This window comes from Agromyces badenianii, assembly GCF_003070885.1.
GTDB lineage: Bacteria > Actinomycetota > Actinomycetes > Actinomycetales > Microbacteriaceae > Agromyces > Agromyces badenianii.
The window spans coordinates 24411-43947 of sequence record NZ_CP028913.1 but is presented as its reverse complement, the minus strand read 5'-3'; the positions used below and the strand labels follow the sequence as shown (position 1 = coordinate 43947).

Here is a 19537-nt window from a genome sequence, read left to right as displayed (position 1 = left end):
CTCAGTGCCGCAGGACGCGTCGTCGCACCGGGTCGACCCTGCGCTGCTGCACGGCGGAGGCCGCCGAGAGCACCACGAGCGCGAGCAGGTACGGGATCGCCTGCACGACGACTTGGGGAAGACCGGTGTCGCCGAGTTGGATGCGCAGCCCGAGCGCCTCGACGATGCCGAAGAGGGCGCAGCCGAGCACGGCGGCGAGCACCGTCGTGCCGATCATCGCGGCGATGATCGCGGTGAACCCGCGGCCGTTGGTCATGCCGACCGAGAAGCTCGTCGCGGGCCCCAGTGAGAGCTGGACCCCGGCGAGGCCGCTCAACGCCCCGCAGAGCAGCGTGGTCATCACGCGAACCCGGAGCACCGAGAGGCCCGAGGAGCGCACCGCGAGCTCGCTCTCGCCGAGCGCCCGGATGCCGAGGCCCGTGCGGGTGCGCGTCAGGAACCACCAGGTGGCGGGGATCGCGAGGAAGGCGACGAGCACGAGGGGCGTCTGCCCGCGGAAGAGGTCGCCGAACACGCCCCAGCCGGCGACCCAGCCGGTCTCGACCCGGGGAAGCCGGCCGTCGGTCACCACGATCGAGCTGCTTCCGCCCGTCATCTCGCGGGTCAGCAGCGCGGTGAGACCGGCGGCCAGCAGGTTCGCCGCGATGCCTGCGACGATCGCGTCGACGCCGGCCCAGTACGTGGCGAGCGCGACCACCCCGACGAGCGCGATGGATGCCGCGACGCCGGCCAGCACCGCGAGCATGACGTTGCCGGTGGCGACGGCGGTGGCCGCCGCGGCGAACGCGGCGACCAGCATCTGGCCCTCGATGGCGATGTTGAAGAACCCGGAACGGAAGCAGAGCAGCGCGCCGAGGGCGGCGAGCACGAGCGGCGTCATGGTGGTGAGCACCGAGCCGAAGAACTGTGCGTCGATGGTCATGGCTGTGCCGGCTCCGATGTCTTCTCGTGGCGGTCCGCGGGTGGTGCGTCGCCGGCTGACGGCTGAGGCGGGGGCGGGGGCGCGAAGCGTCGACGCGCCGTCCAGCGGATCACGACGTGCGCGCTCGTCGTCAGGATGATGAGCGCGATCATGACGTCGACGAGCTCCGAGGGGATGCCGAGGGTGATCTGCGAGACCTCCCCGGCCTGTCGGAGCAAGGCGAAGAGGAACGCGACACCGACGAGCGCGACGACGGAGAGGTCGCCCACGAGGGCGACCGCGATGCCGTCGAACCCGAGGCCCGGGTTGAAGCCCTTCGCCAGGCGGTGCTGCACGCCGAGCACCTCGGTCGCGCCCACGAGACCCGCGATGCCGCCGCTCACGAGCATCGCGCGGAGGAAGACCCGCACGTTCGGAACCCCGGCGTAGAACGAGAACGTCGGGGCCGCACCGAAGAGCCGGGACTCGAAGCCCCAGATCGTGAAGCGGTAGTACACGGCGACGATGGCGACGACGGCGAGCGCGATCGAGACGGCCGCCGTGGCGAGCGAGTGCGGCGAGAGTGACGGCAGCCACAGCTGCTCGGGGATGACCTCGCTCGACTCGGTGTTGCCCGCGGCGCCGCCCGGCGCGAGCGGACCGGTCACGAGCAGGGTCACGACGATCGCGCAGAGCGGGTTCATGACGAGGGTCGTGATGACCTCGGGGGTGCCGAAGAGCAGGCGGAGCAGTGCGCACACCCCGGCGACGGCCGCTCCCGCGGCAATCGCCGCGACGATCGCGAGGCTGACGCCGAGGAAGGGGTCGAGATCACGGCCGACCCCGAGTGCGACGACGCTGCTCGCCGCGGCGCCGAGGTAGATCTGGCCGTCGAGGCCGAGGTTGAAGGCGCCGTCGCGGAACGCGATCACTCCGGCGACGCCGGCGAGCAGCAGCGGGGCGAACCAGCGCAGGGTCGAGTCGAGGTTCGAGCCGAAGCCGGCACCGATCGCGTCGATGAATCCGCCGACGTCGTTGCCGGTCACGAGCATGACGAGGGTGGATGCCGCGAGCCCGGCTGCGAGCCCGACCAGGCGAAGTGCGACTGAGCGGAGGATCCTGGTGTTCACGATGGCACTGCCGTTCGCTCGGTGAGGTGACCGGCGTCTGGTGCGGCCGGTGGGGTGGGTGGGATAGCCGGCGTCACGGCGGTCGGCGTGGCACCGGTCATGTAGACGCCGATCTCGGCCGGGTCGGTCTTCGCCGGATCGAGCTCGGCGACGATGCGGCCCCGCGAGAACACGACGATCCGGTCGGAGAGGGCGAGCAGTTCGTCGAGCTCGGTCGACAGGAGCATGATGGCGCAGCCCCGCGCCCTCGCTCCGAGGATCGCGGCGTGGATGCGCTCGATGGCCTTGAGGTCGACGCCGCGGGTCGGATGCGCCGCGAGCAGCACCGCGGGCGAGTTGGCGAGCTCTCGAGCGACGACGACCTTCTGCATGTTGCCGCCCGAGAGTGCACCGATCGGCAGTGCCGGCGACGCGCCGCGGATGTCGTAGTCGGCGATCGCCTGCTCGACGGCCTCGCGAGCTGGGCGGGGGCGGGTGAACCCGAATCGCGCGTGCTCGGGGTCGCAGTAGCGGGCCGCGACGACGTTGTCCTGGATGCTGAGCGTCGGCGCGACGCCCGTCTCGAGTCGATCCGAAGCGATGTGCGCGACCCCCAGACCGCGGATCTCGCGCGGCTTGCGCCCGGCGAGGGAAGTTCCGTGAAGCTCGATGCCTCCGGATTCGACGCCGCGGAGACCTGCGATCGCCTCGACGAACTCCTCCTGCCCGTTGCCGTCGATGCCGGCGATGCCGACGATCTCGCCCTCGTGAATCGAGAGTCCCGCGCCGGTCACCGCGGGGCGGCCGCGGTCGTCCCGCGCGTGCAGCTCGCGCACGAGGAGAGCCGCCGGCCCCGGGTCGACTGCAGCCTTGGGCGCACGCACGGGGTCGTCGCCCGTCATCGCCCGGGCGAGCGCTCGGGCGCTGAGCCCGGCGCCGTCGAGGCGCGCGGCGACGCGGCCGCGCCGCAGCACGGTCACCTCGTCGCAGGCGGCTCGCACCTCCTCGAGCTTGTGGGAGACGAACACGACGGCGGTGCCGGTCTCGGCGAGTCCGCGCATGAGCTCGACGAGCTCGGCGATCTCGGCGGGGGCGAGCACCGCGGTCGGCTCGTCGAGGAGCAGCACGCGGGCACCGTGCTGCAGGGCCTTCACGATCTCGATGCGCTGGCGGGCGCCGACCGAGAGCTTCTCGACGCGCGCTCGGAGGTCGAGGTCGAAGCCGAGGCGGCCCGCGACATCCTGTGCCCGTCGGCCGACCTCGCGAAGGCTCAGGATCCTCCGTTCGTCGCTCGCGCGCGCCGCGAGCGCCAGGTTCTCGAGCACGCTCATCGACGGAGCCTGCGCGAAGTGCTGGTGCACCATGCCCACCCCGGCGGCGCGAGCCGCCGAGGTGGACGTGGTGTCGGTGCCGAGCACCCTCACCGACCCGCGATCCGGCGCCACCATGCCGAACATGATCTTCGAGAGCGTCGACTTGCCTGCGCCGTTCTCACCGATCAGTCCGTGCACCGTGCCGGGTCGCACGACGAGCGAGACATCGTCGAGGGCGGTGAGCTCGCCATACCGCTTGGTGACGCCGCTCAGTTCCACCGCCATCGTGTCGCGCATGGTCTCGGGTCGGGTTCGGGTGTTCGTCACGTCGGATCAGTTCCCGGTGCCGGGTTCGGCGGGGTCGGCTTCGACGACGACGTCGCCGGACTCGATCGCCGCCCAGGCCGCGTTGACGGCCTCGACCACGTCGGCGCCCTTCGGCGAACCGGATGCCTCGGCCCAGGCCGCGACCTCGTCGAGGATCTGCTGCGCGCCCTTGGTGCTCAACTCGTACACGGTGTGCTCGCCACCGGCGAAGTCACCGCGGCAGGCGTCGGCGAGCGGCTCGCCGAAGGTCAGCGGCTGGGTCGCGACGATGCCCTCGGGGTAGCTCTCGATGCGCTGCGCCGTGTCGCCGATCACGATCGTGCTCGCGTCCTTCGCGGTGTCGATCACACCGATGTTCGACTGGTCGGCCATCGCGAACAGCACGTCGGCACCCTCGTTGAGCAGGGCCGCCGCGTTCTCGCTGCCCTTGGCCGGGTCGGTGTACGAGTTCGTGTAGGTCACCGTGAACTCGAGGTCGGGCCGCACGCTCGCAGCGCCCTGGATGGCGCCGTTGATGACCGTGTTGCTGCCGGGCTCCGCCATGCCGTTCACGACGCCGACGAGGCCGGACTCGCTGAGGGTCGCCGCGGCGACGCCCCAGAGGTAGCCGGTCTGCTCGTACGAGAAGCTGCTGCTGGCGATGTTGGGGTGCACGTCGTCGGACTCGATGTTCGTGAACTGGTAGATCGCGACGAAGTCGGTGTCGGCGCTCTCGTCGGCGACGGCGACGGTGGCGTCGCTCATCGGCGGGAAGGTCGTCGCGATGAGGTCGTACCCGTCGCGCGCCGCGGTGCGCAGCGTCGACTCGTACTGGTTGACGTCGGCCACGACGATCGACTGGGTCTCCCAGCCCTCCTCCGCGCAGACGTCGAGGCCGTCGGCGACGATCTCGCCGCCCGAGGTGCCGGGGTCGAGCGGCTGGTTCGAGACGAGCAGCACGCGTTGCGCGTCGGCTGCGGCCGTCTCCTCACCACCTCCCCCTGCTCCCGAACACGCGGCGAGGAACATGATGGATACCGCGGCTGCGGCGATAGCTGTGGAACGGCGAGCTCGCATGGTCACTCCTGGGGGTAGGCCGCGTGATGCCCCGCGGCGTTGCGGAACGTCGTGAGAAGGTTCCCAAAAACGTTTTTGCAAGAGTAGGACCAATTCTCGGCCCCGTCTAGAGCCAATCGTCATTCGTTCCACGCCCGAAACAATTGAATCGATGCAAAGCCTTTTCGCACCGATGAACGGCCTGCCCGGGCACGACGAGAGCCGGCCGGGCGATGATCCGCCCGACCGGCTCTCGATGTGCTGTGGCGCCTACTCCGCGGTGACGCGCTCCGCTCCGGCGCGCTCCGCTCGCGCGAGGTTCGCGACGAGCTCGTCGCGGTTCTGCGACGACACGTAGGCGGGCTGGTCGCGCTCGGCGCGCCAGCTCTCCTCGAGCGGGCCGATGACGACCGTGTCGTACCCGAGGTCGTCGTAGAGTGCGGTCACGAGCGCCGCCGCCTCCTCGAAGTCGCTCGCCGTGGCGAGGGCCCGGCGCTCGGGCGTACCGGCCGGCGTGCCGTCGGTGAGGATCGACGTCGAGGTGATGTGGTTGAAGCCCTTCGCGACCTTCGACTGGGGCAGGTGCGCCTGCAGCAGCCCCGACACCGTGGCCTCTCCGGCGTCGAGCTCGGCCACGTGGCCGTCGCGTTCCCAGTAGTAGTTGTTCGTGTCGATCACGATCTTGCCGGCGAGCGGCTCGGCCGGGATGTCCCGGTACGCCTTCAAGGGCACCGTCACGATGACGAACTCCCCGGCTTCGGCCGCCTCGGTCGGCGTGCCGGCCTTCGCGTTCGGGCCGAGTTCGGCGACGAGCTCGGCGAGCGTCTCGGGGCCGCGCGAGTTGGCGATGGTCACCCGGTGGCCGAGTGCCACGAGCCCTCGTGCGAGCGTGCCGCCGATGTGGCCGGCGCCGATGATTCCGATGTCTGTGGGTGCGATGTTTGTCATGGTCGATGCAACGCGGCCGCGGCGGATCGATTCCGCGACAGGCCGCTCGCGTTGCCGATCTGCACGGACGTGCAGCTTGACGCCCGCACAGGCCCCGGACAGCGCGAACGCGTCACTTCCCGCCGAATTCGGCGCGCATCGACGTGGAAACGTCGCGAAGTGACGCGTTCGCGCTGGTGAAGGCCCGTAGGGGTTACTTGGGGTCGGTCTCAGTTGCGGGCTCAGCCGGCGCGGCGGGCTCAGCCGGCGCGGCGGGCTCAGCGGACGCGGCGGGCTTAGCCGGCACGGCGGCGGCGGGCGCGGGCACGATCGGCGCGACGGTCGCGTCGTCGCCGGCGTAGGCCTCGTCGAACACGGCGTTCTCCTCGGCGGCGAACGCCGCGGCATCCGTCGCCGTCGTCGCAGCGGCACGGGCGCTCACGTGTGCGAGGGCGTGCACGGCGAGGGCGATGACCACGGCGAGTGCGCCGACGGCGAGCAGCAGGCCGGCGATCGTCGTGGCCGTCTGCGCACTGAGGAGGGCGGCGACGTCTTGCGAACCGGTCGAGTAGAGATCGATCTGGTTGGCATTCGAGGAGGTCAGGAGCCAGAAGCCCCCGCCGATCAGGGCCACCGCCGCGACCCAGAGCAGGATCAGCGGCACGTTGACCTTGGAGTTGGCGGTTGTGTTCACGGTGATGACGTCCTTCGCTGTCGGGATGGGCCAGGATCGACCTCAGGGCAAGCTATTGGGTGAGCCTATGCCTGTCCTATGAGTCGCGGGGAGATTCCGTGCGAGCCGAAGGGCCGGCGAAGCGCGCGGCGCGAGCAGCGATGCGTCAGATCGCCCGGTGGTCGACGAACGTCATGCGCGGCCCGCGTCGCGGTCGGCCGCGCACGCCGGCAGCGCCGAGCAACCGCACCACGCGGTGCCGGTGGCCGCGCCAGGGCTCGAGCGTCTCGAGCATCTCGTCGTCGGTCATGTCGCGCCCCGCGAGGGCGTGGCCGACGTAGTTCGAGAGGTGGTAGTCGCCCACCGAGAGGGCGTCGGCATCGCCGAGCGCGCGCTGGGCCACCTCGGCGACGGTCCACGGGCCGATGCCGGGCATGAGGGTGAGGCGAGCCGCGGCATCCTCTGGGCTCATCTCGACGACCGCCTCGAGCTTCGGTGCGTACCGTGCGGCGTTCTGCAGGGTGCGGGCCCGCTTGGGGTCGACGCCGGCCCGGTGCCACTCCCAGCTCGGGATCGACCGCCACGCCTCGGGCGACGGCGCGACGCGCATCGGCCGCGGAGTCGGGCCCGGCGCCGGGCTGCCGAACCGGGTCAGCAGCCGGCGCCACGAGTCGTGCGCCTGCAGCGTGATGACCTTCTGCTCGAGGATCGCAGCCGCCAGCGCCTCGAAGACCTGCGCGGTGCGCGGGATGCGGAGTCCGGGGTTTCCGCGATGCGCGTCGTCGAGCAGCCGCAACCCAGGCACGAACCCGGTCGGATCGTCGCCCGCGCCGAGCAGTTCGGGCGCCTGCGCGACCGCCGCCGCGGCACCAGGCCCCCAGGCCTCGCAGCGCAGCTCGTCGGCCTCCGGCTGGGTCAGTCGCAGCGTCGCGTCCCCGTCGGGGGTGCGGGTCGCGCGCCACACCGCGCCGCTCGAGTCGAGGTGGAACGACGGGTCGCCGCCGCCGCGGCGCAGCACCCCGATCGTCTGCCGCAGATCGGTCGGATGCCGCGGCCGCCAGCTGAGGGCGTGGTCGGCGAGCACGGCTCCAGTGTGCCTCACGCGCCTGACAGCGCGGGCGGAAGGTCCGGCCGGCACGGGCAGGAGGATCGGCGCGTGCAGGACGACCGGCGCGGCCAGGACGGCCGGCGCTGGCACTTCGGCCGGAACGGATCAGCGCGGCGCGAACGCCGCGTGGAAGAGCGACCACGCGCGCTGCGCGACGCGCGCGCGATCGGCCGGGTCGGTGCGAGCGACCACGTCGGCGAGCATCGTCACGGCGAGCAGCACGTCTTCGACGGCGATGTGCCCGCCGATGCGACCGGCGCTGCGTTCGCGGTCGAGCACGGTGCCGGCGACGCGCGAGAGTCGTTCGCCGAGGTGCGTCACGCGCTCGTCGTGCTGGTTGCGCCAGATCAGGTCGATGAGCGCGGTGGAGACGACCGCCTGCTCGATGATCGCGTCGAGCAGGTCGTCGAGCGTCGCCGTCTCGGGCTCGACGGATGTCTCGAGCTCGTCGATGTTCTCGTCGAAGACGGCGACGGCGAGCGCCAGTCGATCGGGGAAGTGCCGGTAGAGGCTGCCCTGCCCGACGCCGGCCTTCTTGGCGATCGCGTTGAACGGCGCCTGAAGCCCGTCGACGGCGAACACCTCGCGCGCGGCGGCGATGATCGCGCGCCGATTCTCGGGGCCGGCGCTGGGGCCGCGGTTGGCCTTCCGCGTCTCCGACGACCCCTCCCCACGCTCTCGCACGGGTGTAACCTTACTACCGGACAACGATGTCCGGTGTGTGATTCGCTGCACCACGAGCGCGGCACGACGAACAGAAGGAAGCACTGGCATGAGCACCCCAAAGCCCCTCTCGGGCGACGACTCGATCAAGACCTGGCTCGAGCACCCCGTCGGCGGCCCGATCATTCGCGACCTGCTGGCGCAGTCCGGCCAGAGCCCCGAGGTGCTGCGCCCCGTGCAGCGCCTCGCGATCAAGCGACTGGTCAAGCTCAGCAAGGGTCAGTTCAGCCAGGAGATGGTCGACGAGCTCGTCGCGCGCGCGGCGGCCGGCGACGTTCCCGGTGGCGCAGCGGATGTCGCAGCCAAGGCCCCCGAGCCGACGACCGAGTCGGCCGACGCCGTCGACGATGCCCCCGTGGTCGAGCGCCCCGAGTGGGTCGAACGCCTCGACCAGGGCCGATTCGCCGGCAAGACCGTCATCGTCACGGGTGCAGGCTCGGGCATCGGCCGCGCGACGGCATCGCGCATCGCCCGCGAGGGCGGCCGGGTCATCGCCGTCGACGTCTCGCAGGAGCGCCTCGACGACTTCGTGTCCGAGCACGACGGCGCCGACGTCGTGACCCTCGTGGCCGACATCACCGACGACGCCAAGGTCGCCGAGATCGTCGCGGCTGCGGGCGACCGCATCGACGGCCTCGCGAACATCGCAGGCATCATGGACGACATGACGCCGATCGGCGAGCTCACCGACGCCGTGTGGAAGCGCGTCTTCTCGGTCAACGTCGACGGCACGATGAAGCTCATGCGCGCCGTCGTGCCCGTGATGCTCGCACGCGGCACCGGCTCGATCGTGAACACCGCCTCCGAGGCCGCGCTCCGCGGTTCGGCAGCGGGCGTGGCCTACACGGCCTCGAAGCACGCGGTGGTCGGCCTCACGAAGTCGACGGCGTTCATGTACGGCCCGAGCGGCCTCCGCGTCAACGCGGTCGCCCCCGGCGCGACCATCACGAACATCGAGGCCACCTTCGCCTCCCCGCTCGGCGCCCAGCGGGTGCGCCAGGCCATGGCGATCCTGCCGGATGCCGCCGAGGCCGAGGCGCTCGCGGCATCCATCACCTTCCTCCTGAGCGACGACGGCGTGAACATCAACGGCGTCGTGCTCGCGAGCGACGGCGGATGGTCCGCGGCATGACGGCCGGAGCGGAGGGCGGCGTGCGCAAGGTGCTCGTCGTCATCGGCGTCGGCGGCATGGGCGAGGCGATCGCCCGGCGCCAGGCGACGGGTCGCACCGTCGTGCTCGCCGACTTCAGCGAGCAGGCGCTCGAGCGCGTCGGCGGCGCGCTGCGCGGCGACGGCTTCGAGGTCGTCACCCGCACGGTCGACGTCTCATCGCGCGCCTCGGTCGCCGAGCTCGCCGACGCCGCGGCGGCACTCGGCCGGGTGACCCAGGTGGTGCACACGGCGGGGCTCTCCCCCGTGCAGGCGCCGCGCGATGCGATCCTCGCCGTCGACCTGCTGGGCACGGCGCTCGTGCTCGACGAGTTCGAGCGGGTGATCGCCCCTGGCGGCGCCGGCCTCGTCATCGCGAGCATGGCCGGCCACTTCATGCCGCCGCTGCCGCCCGAGGTCGCGCACGCCCTCGCGACGACGCCGAGCGACGAGCTCCTGTCGTTGCCGGTGTTCGCCTCGATCACCGAGGCCGCCGCGGCCTACCCGTTCGCCAAGCACGCCAACCACCTGCGGGTGCGAGCGGCGAGCTCGGCATGGGGTGCTCGTGGCGCGCGCGTCAACAGCATCAGCCCCGGCGTGATCTCCACGCCGATGGGCCAGCAGGAGCTCGCCGGCGAGTCGGGCGGCCAGATGCGCGCCATGATCGCCGCCTCCGGCACCGGCCGGGTCGGCACTCCCTACGACATCGCGGATGCCGCGGCGTTCCTGCTCGGCCCCGATGCGAGCTTCATCACGGGCACCGACCTGCTGGTCGACGGCGGCGTGGTCGCCGCGGTCAGCACGGGCCGGCTCGACCTGCGCGGCGGGCAGTAGCACGAGACCCAGAGGGGCCGATCACGTCAGCGCGTCAGCGCGCCCAGCTCCGCGCGCGACCGGGCACCGGCCTTCTTCAGCAGGTTCGACACGTGGAACTTCACCGTGTTGAGGCTGATGCCGAGCTCTCGTGCGATGTCGTGATTCCGGGCACCGCTCGCGACCAGGCGCAGCACCTCCCGCTCGCGGATCGAGAGTTCCGCCGCCGACACGATCGGCTCGGGTTCGACCGGCGGGTCGAGCGGGATCCGGATGTTGAGCGAGGAGCCCCAGCCGGGCGTCGACGCGACGCTCAGCGAACCGTCGAGCACCGCGACGCGCTCGACGATCGGGCGAAGCGAATCGTCATGGGCCGAGAGCTGGCCGAGCCCGTCGTCCCTGATGCCGATCAGGAGGTTGAGCCCGTCGCAGTCCCACTGGATTCGCACGCGACGCGTCTCGCCGGCATCGACGAAGGCGAGCACCGCATTGCGCACGATGGCACGCGCCGCGTGGGCGACGTCGCCGGGCAGCGCCCGGCCCGTGGCGGGCGGCTCCACGAACTGCACGTCGAGATCGCCGAATCGCACGAGGGGCCGAAGGTCGTTGCGCAGCCGGGCGAAGGCACCGACGACCGGCTCGAGCAAGCCGCTGCGCTGCTGATCCGTGGCCATTCGCAAGCCGACGAGCGCGTTCGCGGCAACGTCGATCGCCATGTTCCGGGCGATGCGGTCGTCGAGGCGCGGGGAGCGGAGGATCGCGAGCAGCGATTCGAGCGTGACGGCATGGCGATCGGCCTGTTCCGCGACGGTGCGGGCGTGCTCACTGACGGTGCGGCGTGAGGCGGGCGTCGACAGCTCCGCGGGCGAGTGGGTACTGGCGCTCATGCCCGACACGCTACCCGCCGGTCCGCAATCCCATTCTTTGGAGTAGGAAGAACTGAATGTTCGGGTGGGCTGCTCCGCGATTCGGGAGATCCACCATTGAGGCATGAACGCACTGGACGACGATGGAGTCGGTTCCGCCCTGACGAACATCGGCCGTGAACTCTCGACCCTCATCGATCGCATCGCCGGCGACGACGCCGCGGCGCTCTCGGCGTTGGCCGACGCGATCGACGATGCACCGCGCATCTTCGTGCTCGCCGCCGGCCGTTCAGGACTCGCGTTGCGCATGACCGCCATGCGGCTGATGCACCTCGGCCTCGAGGTGCACGTCGTCGGCGAGGTCACCGCACCGGCGATCCGCGCCGGTGACCTGCTGCTCACGGCGAGCGGCTCCGGCACGACCGGCAACATCGTCAGGGCCGCGCAGACCGCGCACTCGGTCGGAGCGGGCATCGCCGCGATCACGACCGCGCCGACTTCCCCACTGGCCGAACTGGCATCCGTCACCGTCGTCGTGCCGGCCGCCGCCAAGCTCGACCGCACCGGCGCCGCCTCGGGGCAGTACGCCGGCAGCCTCTTCGAACAGATGGTCGTGCTGCTCGGCGACGCCGTCTTCCATGCGCTCTGGAAACGTTCCGGCGCGAGCGCCGAAGAACTCTGGCCCCGTCACGCGAACCTCGAGTGACGCTCGCCTCCACCTGTGTTCCACCCTCCCACCCACACGATGAAAGGCACACGATGAAACTGCAGTTCGCCATGGACACGCTCACCACCGAGGCGGCGCTCGAACTCGCCGCGGCGGCCGCGCCGCACGTGGACATCCTCGAGCTCGGCACCCCGCTCATCAAGAGCGCGGGCCTCTCGGCCATCACCGCGGTGAAGGCCGCGCACCCCGACAAGATCGTCTTCGCCGACCTCAAGACCATGGACGCCGGCGAGCTCGAGGCCGAGATCGCCTTCGCCGCGGGCGCCGACCTCGTGACCGTGCTCGGCTCGGCGGGCGACAGCACCATCGTCGGCGCCGTGAAGGCCGCGCAGAAGCACGGCAAGGGCGTGGTCGTCGACCTCATCGGCGTCGCCGACAAGCCCAAGCGCGCCAAGGAGGTCGTCGCACTCGGCGTCGAGTTCGTCGAGATGCACGCGGGTCTCGACGAACAGGCCGAAGACGGCTTCACGCTCGACACCCTCCTTCGCGACGGCGCGACCGCGGGCGTGCCCTTCTCGGTCGCGGGCGGCATCAACGCCGCCACCATCGCCGCCGTTCAGGAGTCTGGCGCCCAGATTGCCGTGGCCGGCGGCGCGATCTACGGCGCACCCGACGTGGGCGCCGCAGCAGCAGCGCTCCGCGCCGCGATCGTCTGATCACCCGACCGCCGCGAACTCCACGTGCCCGTCGACCACCCGGTCGGCGGGCACGCTGCGTTCCCGGTGTCGACATCCCTCGAAGGTGGCCTCCTCGCCCCGCACACGCCGAGGTTCGCTTTGTGCTCCAGAAGTGGGTCAACCTGGAATCGGGCGGCAACTTCGCTGATCGGCCAACCGTCATCGACGACGAGGTGGGCGACCTTTAGCCGGTGGCGCGGTGTGAGAGCAGCGTTAGGGTGGGTCATGAATTCCCTCGGAGACGGAAAGGGGCCAGCCGGATTCGGCTGACCCCTTCAGGTTGTGCGTGCAGTTCAGTTGTTTCGAGAAGCCTCTGACTGAATGGCCTTGGCGAGGTCGCGGGGACTGCTCCACATAGGCCAATGGCCCGTCGGGAGGTCAACGACGTCGAGGTGTTCAAGCTGCGCGACTTCGGTGAACATGGGATGACCGGTTTGGGCCAGCTCTAGCACCTGCGCACTAGGGATTGAGCAACAGACCAAGGACGTCCGGACCTTGCGGCGGGCGTCGTTGGTGAGCTCGATGGGCTGACGAAGCACGGGGCCGGGCTCGGGGACGGCTCGGGCCCGAAACTGCTCGAGGACCTCTGCGCTCAGGCCTTCGAGGCTCGCCTGCTGTGCAAGGACGTCGAAGGGCGGCAGCGGAAGCTCCTCCAACTCCTCCGGGAGGTCTGGGGCGAAGACACTTCCCGTCGCTACAGGGCCGGAGTCGACCCACACTACCCGGTGGACAAGCTCAGGGTATCGGTCCATGACGAGGCTGACGGGAGCGTTGGCCCCACTGTGGGCGACGAGAATTGCAGGCTGACCACCGTGCTGAGTAATGACGCCCAGGATTGCTTCAGCCTGGGCGTCGAGGGTTCTCGTCGCACGCTCAGGATCGTGCGCGTCGAGACCGGGCAGTGTCATCGCGATGGCACGAGGGTGGTCGCTTTTCAAGTGTTCAAGAACCTCATCCCAGGCCCAAGCGCCCAGCCAGTGGCCGGCGATGAGAATGATGGTCGGGCTGCTCGTAGTGGTTGCCATGTCACAAATCTCGCAGGCCCTACGGACAATGGTGTGTCACTATTTATGTCATGAATTTGCCTGGGTCTGAGCAGTGAAGCGAGCAGAACGGCTCCATGCTCTATCAGAGATGTTGCGCCGCAGCGGCGTGCGGGGGGTCTCCGCCGAACGGTTGGCGAGAGAGTTCGAGGTGTCCGTGCGCACAATCAAAAGAGACCTCGATGCGCTGGAGAACAGCGGTGCGCCTCTATGGTCGCGCCCGGGTCCGGGCGGTGGCTACGGATTGGCTCTCGGCGCGTCCCTGCCACCCGTCAGCCTGTCTCCGGCGCAGGCTGTGGCGCTCATGGCGGCTGTGTCCGCAGCGTCTGATGCCCCCTACGCTGATCTGGCGGCAGCCGGTGTCCAGAAGATCCTGGACGTCCTCGATCCCAGAACCCGAGCAAGAGCTGACGAGCTGGCCCGCCGTGTATGGGTCAACGCGCTTCCCTCGTCCTCGCGCGCGATTAAGTCGGCACTGGAGGAGGCGATGGCCGAGCAGCGAGTAATCCGTATTCGCTACACATCGAGAGACGGGACCACGACCACTCGTGACGTCGAGCCCGTGCTGTTCGGCTCCACGAACGGCCAGTGGTACTTAATTGGATGGTGCCGAATGCGCGACGCAATGCGATGGTTTGCCGTGTCGCGCATCGAGCAGGCCACCGTAACTAAGGCGGCCTGCAGCGGCCATACCATCCACGAGGTCGGAGAACCCCCCGCGAACGCCAGACCGGTACACGGTCGTGGCGAGTGAGCCACTCAATCAACCGCTCCGGTCAGTACAACTAGATCACCCTTTCGCCGACGAGGGCGCTCCCGCTCCTTGGTGTCAGCCATCAGAACATCCCTCGGTTGATCGGTCGTTTCGAGACATATCTGATATTGAGAATACGGACGTGCGCCCGCGCCATGGCGGCGGCGTCCTCGGGTCGAGCGGGGCGCACCGTTACCGGGGAGTCCACACGTGAACCATACCGATGCGTCGCCCTTTTGCCGCCGGCCCGCCACCGGCTCAGCGTGCGTTTATGAAAACGGCCCGAATCCTCATTTGAGGCCCGGGCCGACTCGATATCGCTAACTGTTCACGGGAACTTCGCTAATTCCCCGTGGTGGTGGTGCGCGAGGGGGGACTTGAACCCCCACACCCTTGCGAGTACTGGCACCTGAAGCCAGCGCGTCTGCCAATTCCGCCACTCGCGCACGTGTGGTCGCACCGTGGTGCGTCCAACCACGCGAGACTAACATCTCGCGCCCGGCAAAGCCATTCGGCCACCGGATGCCCCGTCAGCGACGCGCAGCACGAGCCGCCCGAACCCTGACTCGCGCCTCCACGATTCCTCCGAGTCTGGCCCGCATCTCGCGCTGCGCCGCCGCGCAGGAATACCATCGTTCAGCGGGTTGTGTGCCCCGACCGATGCGACGAAAGGACCGTCCGTGACCTCGCTCAGCGAGTCCACTCCGACCCCCGGCAACCACGACCGCGGCGCGGCCACGCGCACTGCATCCGCGGCGGCGACGCTCAGCGGCATCCGCGGCTACCTTTTCGACCTCGACGGCGTGCTGACGCCCACCGCCACCGTGCACATGCACGCCTGGGCGCGTCTGTTCACTCCGTATCTCGCGCAGCACGGCGCCGCGCCGTATGAAGAGGGCGACTACTTCTCGTACATCGACGGCAAGCCCCGCTACGACGGCGTGCGCAGCCTGCTCGAGAGCCGGGGCATCCACGTGCCCGAGGGCGAGGTGACCGACCCCCCGACGGCCGACACCGTGCACGGGCTCGGCAACCGCAAGAACGAGGCCTTCAACGAGACCCTCGCCGACGAGGGCGTTGCGGCGTATCCGGCGAGCGTCGCGTTCCTCGACGCGGTGCAGGCGAGCGGATGCCGCGTGGCGGTCGTCTCGAGCTCGAAGAACGCCCCCTCGGTGCTGGCGGCCGCGGGGCTCGCCGATCGCTTCGGGGTCGTCGTCGACGGCGCGGTCGCCGCGCGAGACGGCATCCCGGGCAAGCCCGCCCCCGATACCTTCGAGCGCGCCGCCGAGCTGCTCGGGCTGCCGACCACGGCGTGCGCGGTCGTCGAAGACGCCGAGTCGGGCGTGAAGGCCGGCGCAGCCGGCGAGTTCGGGGTCGTCATCGGCGTCGATCGGGGCGTCGGCCGCGAGGTGCTCGAAGCACTCGGCGCCGACATCGTGGTCGACGAGCTCGATGAACTGATCCCGCTGCTGCGACCGACACCCGACGACACCCCGCGAGAGGAACGTGCATGAGGTTCGCCGACCACGACCCGCTGAACCGCACCCGGTTCCCCATCGACGAGTGGGCGCTCGTCGAGACCGAGTTCAACGAGTCCGACATGGGCCGCACCGAGACGCTGTTCGCCGTCGGCAACGGCTACCTGGGTCTCCGCGGCAACGTCGAAGAGGGCCGCGACGGCCACATGCACGGCACGTTCGTGAACGGCTTCCACGAGACCTGGCCGATCCGGCACGCCGAAGAGGCGTTCGGCTTCGCCCGGGTCGGGCAGACGATCGTGAATGCGCCCGATGCGAAGGTCATCCGCCTCTACGTCGACGACGAGCCGCTCGTGCTCACGGTCGCCGAGATCCTCTCGTACGAGCGCCGCCTCGATTTCCGACTGGGCGCGCTCAGCCGCTCCATCGTGTGGCGCACGCCGTCGGGCAAGCGCGTGCTCATCACGAGCCGGCGCATGGTGAGCTTCACCGACCGGCACCTCGCCGTGCTCGACTACGAGGTCGAGATGCTCGACGCGGATGCCGCGGTGACGATCTCGAGCCAGATCCTGAACCGTCAAGACGGGCGAGACGAGTACCGCTCGGGCGTGCTCGAACCGGTGGGCGCGTTCGACCCGCGCAAGGCCGAGATGTTCAACGAGCGGGTGCTGCAACCGCGGGTGAAGCGCGCCGAGAACGGCCGATACGTGCTCGGCTACCAGACCACGAACTCGGGCATGACGATCGCCGTGAATGCCGAGCACCAGATCGCGACCGAGAACCAGTTCAGCGAGTCGAGCTCGATCGGCGACGACCTCGCGAAGCACACCTACCGGGTGCAGGCCAAGCGGGGCCGGCCGATCCGGGTGACGAAGACCGTCAGCTACCACACGGCGCGCACGGTGCCGACGCGCGAACTCGTCGACCGCGCCGATCGCACGCTCGACCGCGCCGCAGAGCAGGGGGTCGCGGGGCTGTTCGCACAGCAGCGTTCCTGGCTCGACGACTTCTGGGCCCGCTCCGACGTCGAGATCGCCGGCCAGGCCGCGATCCAGCAGGCGACCCGGTGGAACCTCTTCCAGCTCGCGCAGGCGACCGCGCGCACCGACGGCGACGGCGTCGCCGCGAAGGGCGTCTCGGGCTCCGGCTACGGCGGCCACTACTTCTGGGACAGCGAGGTCTACGTCCTCCCGTTCCTCAGCTACACGGCCCCGATCGTCGCGAGAAACGTGATCCGATTCCGGCAGCGGATGCTTCCTGCCGCCCGCGCCCGGGCGCTCGAGCTGAACCAGCTCGGGGCACTGTTCCCGTGGCGCACGATCAACGGGCAGGAGTCGAGCGCGTACTACGCGGCGGGCACGGCGCAGTACCACATCGACGCCGACATCGCGTATGCGCTCTGCCAGTACGTCACGGCCACCGGCGACCAGGACTTCCTCGGCCGGGGTGCGATCGACATCCTCGTCGAGACGGCCCGCATGTGGGAAGACCTGGGCTTCTGGCGCTCGAACGCCGACGACGTGTTCCACATCCACGGCGTCACCGGCCCCGACGAGTACACGACCGTCGTCAACGACAACCTGTACACGAACGTGATGGCCCGGGCGAACCTCGCCTCCGCGGCATCCGCCGTCGACAACCTGCAGGTGCTCGATCCGGTGGCGTACCACCGGCTCGTCGAGCGGCTCGGGGTGACGCCCGCCGAGGTCGCGGGCTGGCGCCGCGCGGCCGCGCACATGCACATCCCGTTCGACGAGCAGCTCGGCATCCACCCGCAAGACAGCGCGTTCCTGCAGAAGGAGCTGTGGGACCTCGAGAACACCCCCGAAGACCGCCGCCCGCTCCTGCTGCACTACCACCCGCTCGTCATCTACCGCTTCCAGGTGCTCAAGCAGGCGGATGTCGTGCTCGCGCTCTACCTGCAGGGCGACCGGTTCTCGACCGAGGCGAAACGGGCGAACTTCGAGTACTACGACCCGCTGACCACCGGCGATTCGACGCTCTCGGCGGTCGTGCAGTCGATCATCGCCGCCGAGGTCGGCTACCACGAGCTCGCGATGCGGTACTTCCGTGCTGCGCTCTTCGTCGACCTCGCCGACCTCCACCACAATGCGTCCGACGGCGTGCACGTCGCCTCGACGGGCGGCGTGTGGAGCGCGCTCGTCTCGGGATTCGGCGGCTTCCGCGACCACAACGGCGTCTTCAGCTTCGATCCGCGACTGCCCGACGGGTGGCAGCGGCTGACGTTCCGCATCACCCTCCGCGGCACGCGGCTGCGGGTGACGCTCGAAGCCGATTCGATCTCGTTCTCGGTCGAAGACGGGGTCGAGGCACGCGTGCGGGTGCGGGGCGCCGAAGTGCTCGTGACGACCGGCACGGATGTCTCGGTGCCGCTCGAGGGCCAGGGGCCGCGCCTCTACGGCGCGCCGACGATGCGCGACGTCACGGGCTCGCGCCGCGCCGACGGTACCCTGCTGACGGCGTCGATCCCGACGCTCTCGCTCGATGTCGACGAAGCGGACTCGGCGATCCAGATCGACTGATCACGAGTCTTCCCAGCCCTTCGGGCTACCATGTCACAGTCACGAGAGCGTCGGTGCATATTCTGGAGCGGGAGACCTGTGGGCCTACTGGACAACTTCGAGAAGGGTCTCGAGCGCGCGGTCAACGGCGCGTTCGCGAAGACTTTTCGCTCGGGGCTGCAACCCGTCGAGATCACCTCCGCCCTGAAGCGGGAGATCGACACGAAGGCTGCAGTCGTCTCACGCGATCGCGTACTCGTGCCGAACAGCTTCGTCGTGCGCATGGCGCCCGCCGACTACGCGCGCATGACGGGCCTCGGCCCGGCACTCATCGACGAACTCATCGACCTCGTGCAGAAGCACGCCGCGAGCCAGCGCTTCCAGTTCGCGGGCGGCATCACGATCACGCTGCAGCCCGACCAGAGCCTCGCCGAGGGCATGGTGCAGGTCGACTCGCAGAACGTCAAGGGCCAGGTCGCCTGGACCCCGGTGCTCGACGTGAACGGCAAGCGCTACCCGATCATGAAGGGTCGCACGGTGATCGGCCGCGGCAGTGAGGCCGACATCACCCTCGACGACTCCGGGGCTTCACGTCGGCACGCCGAGGTGCAGTGGGACGGCAGTCGCGCACGCGTGCGCGACCTCGGCTCCACGAACGGCACCCAGCTCGGCGGATCGCCCGTGAAAGACGCCATCCTCGAACCCGACTCGGTCATCACCATCGGCCGCTCCCGCATCGTCTTCCGGGTGCTCGCGCAGGCCTCGGGCGGCGACGCCGGCCGGCGCGCCGATCCGGCCACCGAGCGCCATGACATGGGCGGGTTCTGGGGGCCCGGCGAATGAGCGAACTGACCCTGCTCGTGCTCCAGCTCGGCTTCCTGCTGCTGCTCTGGGTGTTCATCTTCTCGATCGTCTACGCGCTGCGCAGCGACCTGTTCGGCCAGCGGGTGCGCAAGCTGCAGCCCGAGGCGGCGGCGAGCGTGCCGGTGGCGGCTGCGGCGTTCCCGAGTTCGCCGGCCGCAGCGGCGGCGGCCACCGCCCCCGTGGCGCACGCGCCCGCACCATCCGGCGGCGGCAACGGCGAGCTCGCCTCGGGCGACAATGCCACGCGGCTCGTCATCACGAGCGGCGCGAAGGCCGGCGCGGAGTTCCCGCTCGGCCACGACGAGATCACGATCGGCCGCTCGAGCGATTCGGCGATCATCATCCGCGACGACTACACCTCGACCCACCACGCCCGGCTCATGCAGTGGAACGGGCGCTGGATGATCCAAGACCTCGACTCGACCAACGGCACCCTCCTCAACGGCTCCCGAGTGACCGTGCCCACACCGATTCCGCTCGGAGCCACCGTCAAAGTCGGAGCGACGACGTTCGAGCTGCGGCGGTAGC

19 protein-coding genes, 1 tRNA gene and 1 pseudogene are annotated in these 19537 nt (G+C 70.0%); 9 read left to right on the top strand and 12 right to left on the bottom strand.

From position 1 onward, the window contains the following. Window position 1 precedes the first annotated feature (1 nt). From DCE93_RS00220 to DCE93_RS00185, 8 genes are all read right to left on the bottom strand, one after another. Window positions 2-922 carry an ABC transporter permease gene (locus DCE93_RS00220; protein ID WP_108594118.1) on the bottom strand — a complete coding sequence of 307 codons (921 nt, stop codon included), beginning with the start codon at window positions 920-922 and terminating at the stop codon, window positions 2-4. Then, window positions 919-2031 carry an ABC transporter permease gene (locus DCE93_RS00215; RefSeq protein ID WP_108594117.1) on the bottom strand — a complete coding sequence of 371 codons (1113 nt, stop codon included), beginning with the start codon at window positions 2029-2031 and terminating at the stop codon, window positions 919-921. Before DCE93_RS00215 ends, DCE93_RS00220 begins: the two co-directional genes overlap by 4 nt. Beyond that, window positions 2028-3650, bottom strand: coding sequence for an ABC transporter ATP-binding protein (locus DCE93_RS00210; protein WP_108594116.1), 1623 nt, complete (start codon window positions 3648-3650; stop codon window positions 2028-2030). The genes DCE93_RS00215 and DCE93_RS00210 overlap by 4 nt, the downstream gene beginning before the upstream one ends. Before the next feature lie 6 nt (window positions 3651-3656). Beyond that, window positions 3657-4658, bottom strand: a complete 1002-nt coding sequence (locus tag DCE93_RS00205; RefSeq protein ID WP_168186142.1) for a BMP family ABC transporter substrate-binding protein — start codon at window positions 4656-4658, stop codon at window positions 3657-3659. Window positions 4659-4955: 297 nt separating this feature from the next. Further along, window positions 4956-5633, bottom strand: coding sequence for an NADPH-dependent F420 reductase (locus tag DCE93_RS00200; protein WP_108594114.1), 678 nt, complete (start codon window positions 5631-5633; stop codon window positions 4956-4958). A 193-nt stretch (window positions 5634-5826) separates the two neighbouring features. Further along, window positions 5827-6306, bottom strand: a complete 480-nt coding sequence (locus DCE93_RS00195) for a hypothetical protein (RefSeq protein ID WP_108594113.1) — start codon at window positions 6304-6306, stop codon at window positions 5827-5829. Between the two features lie 145 nt (window positions 6307-6451). Further along, a complete protein-coding gene (locus DCE93_RS00190) occupies window positions 6452-7369 on the bottom strand; it encodes a DNA-3-methyladenine glycosylase family protein (RefSeq protein WP_108594112.1) in 918 nt (305 codons plus the stop codon). A gap of 129 nt (window positions 7370-7498) precedes the next feature. After that, a complete protein-coding gene (locus DCE93_RS00185) occupies window positions 7499-8077 on the bottom strand; it encodes a TetR/AcrR family transcriptional regulator (RefSeq protein WP_244284196.1) in 579 nt (192 codons plus the stop codon). A gap of 88 nt (window positions 8078-8165) precedes the next feature. On the opposite strand from DCE93_RS00185, the gene DCE93_RS00180 reads away from it, so the two are divergent. Together DCE93_RS00180 and DCE93_RS00175 are read left to right on the top strand one after the other, a co-directional pair. After that, window positions 8166-9248, top strand: a complete 1083-nt coding sequence (locus DCE93_RS00180; RefSeq protein WP_108594110.1) for an SDR family NAD(P)-dependent oxidoreductase — start codon at window positions 8166-8168, stop codon at window positions 9246-9248. Then, complete coding sequence (locus DCE93_RS00175) at window positions 9245-10099, top strand: SDR family oxidoreductase (protein ID WP_108596480.1); 855 nt, start codon at window positions 9245-9247, stop codon at window positions 10097-10099. The genes DCE93_RS00180 and DCE93_RS00175 overlap by 4 nt, the downstream gene beginning before the upstream one ends. Before the next feature lie 26 nt (window positions 10100-10125). On the opposite strand, the gene DCE93_RS00170 is transcribed toward DCE93_RS00175, so the two are convergent. Then, window positions 10126-10965 (bottom strand): helix-turn-helix transcriptional regulator, encoded by an 840-nt coding sequence (locus tag DCE93_RS00170; protein WP_108594109.1) that lies wholly within the window; start codon window positions 10963-10965, stop codon window positions 10126-10128. Between the two features lie 103 nt (window positions 10966-11068). Between DCE93_RS00170 and hxlB the strand changes: the two genes are divergently transcribed. Both hxlB and hxlA read left to right on the top strand, forming a co-directional pair. Further along, window positions 11069-11650, top strand: coding sequence for a 6-phospho-3-hexuloisomerase (gene hxlB, locus DCE93_RS00165; RefSeq protein WP_108594108.1), 582 nt, complete (start codon window positions 11069-11071; stop codon window positions 11648-11650). A 53-nt stretch (window positions 11651-11703) separates the two neighbouring features. After that, window positions 11704-12327, top strand: coding sequence for a 3-hexulose-6-phosphate synthase (gene hxlA, locus DCE93_RS00160; RefSeq protein ID WP_108594107.1), 624 nt, complete (start codon window positions 11704-11706; stop codon window positions 12325-12327). A gap of 140 nt (window positions 12328-12467) precedes the next feature. On the opposite strand, the pseudogene DCE93_RS00155 reads toward hxlA, so the two are convergent. Both DCE93_RS00155 and DCE93_RS00150 read right to left on the bottom strand, forming a co-directional pair. Further along, a pseudogene (locus tag DCE93_RS00155) lies at window positions 12468-12575 on the bottom strand (IS481 family transposase); the annotation flags it as partial. 66 nt (window positions 12576-12641) lie between these two features. Beyond that, a complete protein-coding gene (locus DCE93_RS00150; protein WP_108594106.1) occupies window positions 12642-13373 on the bottom strand; it encodes an alpha/beta fold hydrolase in 732 nt (243 codons plus the stop codon). Between the two features lie 73 nt (window positions 13374-13446). On the opposite strand from DCE93_RS00150, the gene DCE93_RS00145 reads away from it, so the two are divergent. Then, window positions 13447-14145, top strand: coding sequence for a helix-turn-helix transcriptional regulator (locus DCE93_RS00145; protein ID WP_108594105.1), 699 nt, complete (start codon window positions 13447-13449; stop codon window positions 14143-14145). Between the two features lie 359 nt (window positions 14146-14504). On the opposite strand, the gene DCE93_RS00140 is transcribed toward DCE93_RS00145, so the two are convergent. Next, window positions 14505-14591: transfer RNA gene (locus tag DCE93_RS00140), tRNA-Leu, on the bottom strand. A gap of 327 nt (window positions 14592-14918) precedes the next feature. On the opposite strand from DCE93_RS00140, the gene DCE93_RS00135 reads away from it, so the two are divergent. From DCE93_RS00135 to DCE93_RS00120, 4 genes are all read left to right on the top strand, one after another. Beyond that, a complete protein-coding gene (locus DCE93_RS00135) occupies window positions 14919-15659 on the top strand; it encodes an HAD family hydrolase (protein ID WP_108596479.1) in 741 nt (246 codons plus the stop codon). Continuing rightward, complete coding sequence (locus tag DCE93_RS00130; RefSeq protein ID WP_108594104.1) at window positions 15656-18166, top strand: glycoside hydrolase family 65 protein; 2511 nt, start codon at window positions 15656-15658, stop codon at window positions 18164-18166. The genes DCE93_RS00135 and DCE93_RS00130 overlap by 4 nt, the downstream gene beginning before the upstream one ends. A gap of 78 nt (window positions 18167-18244) precedes the next feature. After that, window positions 18245-18988 (top strand): FhaA domain-containing protein, encoded by a 744-nt coding sequence (locus tag DCE93_RS00125; RefSeq protein WP_108594103.1) that lies wholly within the window; start codon window positions 18245-18247, stop codon window positions 18986-18988. Continuing rightward, complete coding sequence (locus tag DCE93_RS00120) at window positions 18985-19536, top strand: FHA domain-containing protein FhaB/FipA (protein ID WP_108594102.1); 552 nt, start codon at window positions 18985-18987, stop codon at window positions 19534-19536. The genes DCE93_RS00125 and DCE93_RS00120 overlap by 4 nt, the downstream gene beginning before the upstream one ends. The last annotated feature ends 1 nt before the right edge of the window (window position 19537 follow it).

Bases quoted from the DNA above. Each gene is read 5' to 3' on its own strand.
- DCE93_RS00220 (WP_108594118.1), bottom strand. From the start codon at position 922: ATGACCATCGACGCACAGTTCTTCGGCTCGGTGCTCACCACCATGACG.
- DCE93_RS00205 (WP_168186142.1), bottom strand. From the start codon at position 4,658: ATGTTCCTCGCCGCGTGTTCGGGAGCAGGGGGAGGTGGTGAGGAGACG.
- DCE93_RS00200 (WP_108594114.1), bottom strand. From the start codon at position 5,633: ATGACAAACATCGCACCCACAGACATCGGAATCATCGGCGCCGGCCAC.
- DCE93_RS00180 (WP_108594110.1), top strand. From the start codon at position 8,166: ATGAGCACCCCAAAGCCCCTCTCGGGCGACGACTCGATCAAGACCTGG.
- DCE93_RS00175 (WP_108596480.1), top strand. From the start codon at position 9,245: ATGACGGCCGGAGCGGAGGGCGGCGTGCGCAAGGTGCTCGTCGTCATC.
- DCE93_RS00170 (WP_108594109.1), bottom strand. From the start codon at position 10,965: ATGAGCGCCAGTACCCACTCGCCCGCGGAGCTGTCGACGCCCGCCTCA.
- hxlB (WP_108594108.1), top strand. From the start codon at position 11,069: ATGAACGCACTGGACGACGATGGAGTCGGTTCCGCCCTGACGAACATC.
- hxlA (WP_108594107.1), top strand. From the start codon at position 11,704: ATGAAACTGCAGTTCGCCATGGACACGCTCACCACCGAGGCGGCGCTC.
- DCE93_RS00150 (WP_108594106.1), bottom strand. From the start codon at position 13,373: ATGGCAACCACTACGAGCAGCCCGACCATCATTCTCATCGCCGGCCAC.
- DCE93_RS00130 (WP_108594104.1), top strand. From the start codon at position 15,656: ATGAGGTTCGCCGACCACGACCCGCTGAACCGCACCCGGTTCCCCATC.
- DCE93_RS00120 (WP_108594102.1), top strand. From the start codon at position 18,985: ATGAGCGAACTGACCCTGCTCGTGCTCCAGCTCGGCTTCCTGCTGCTG.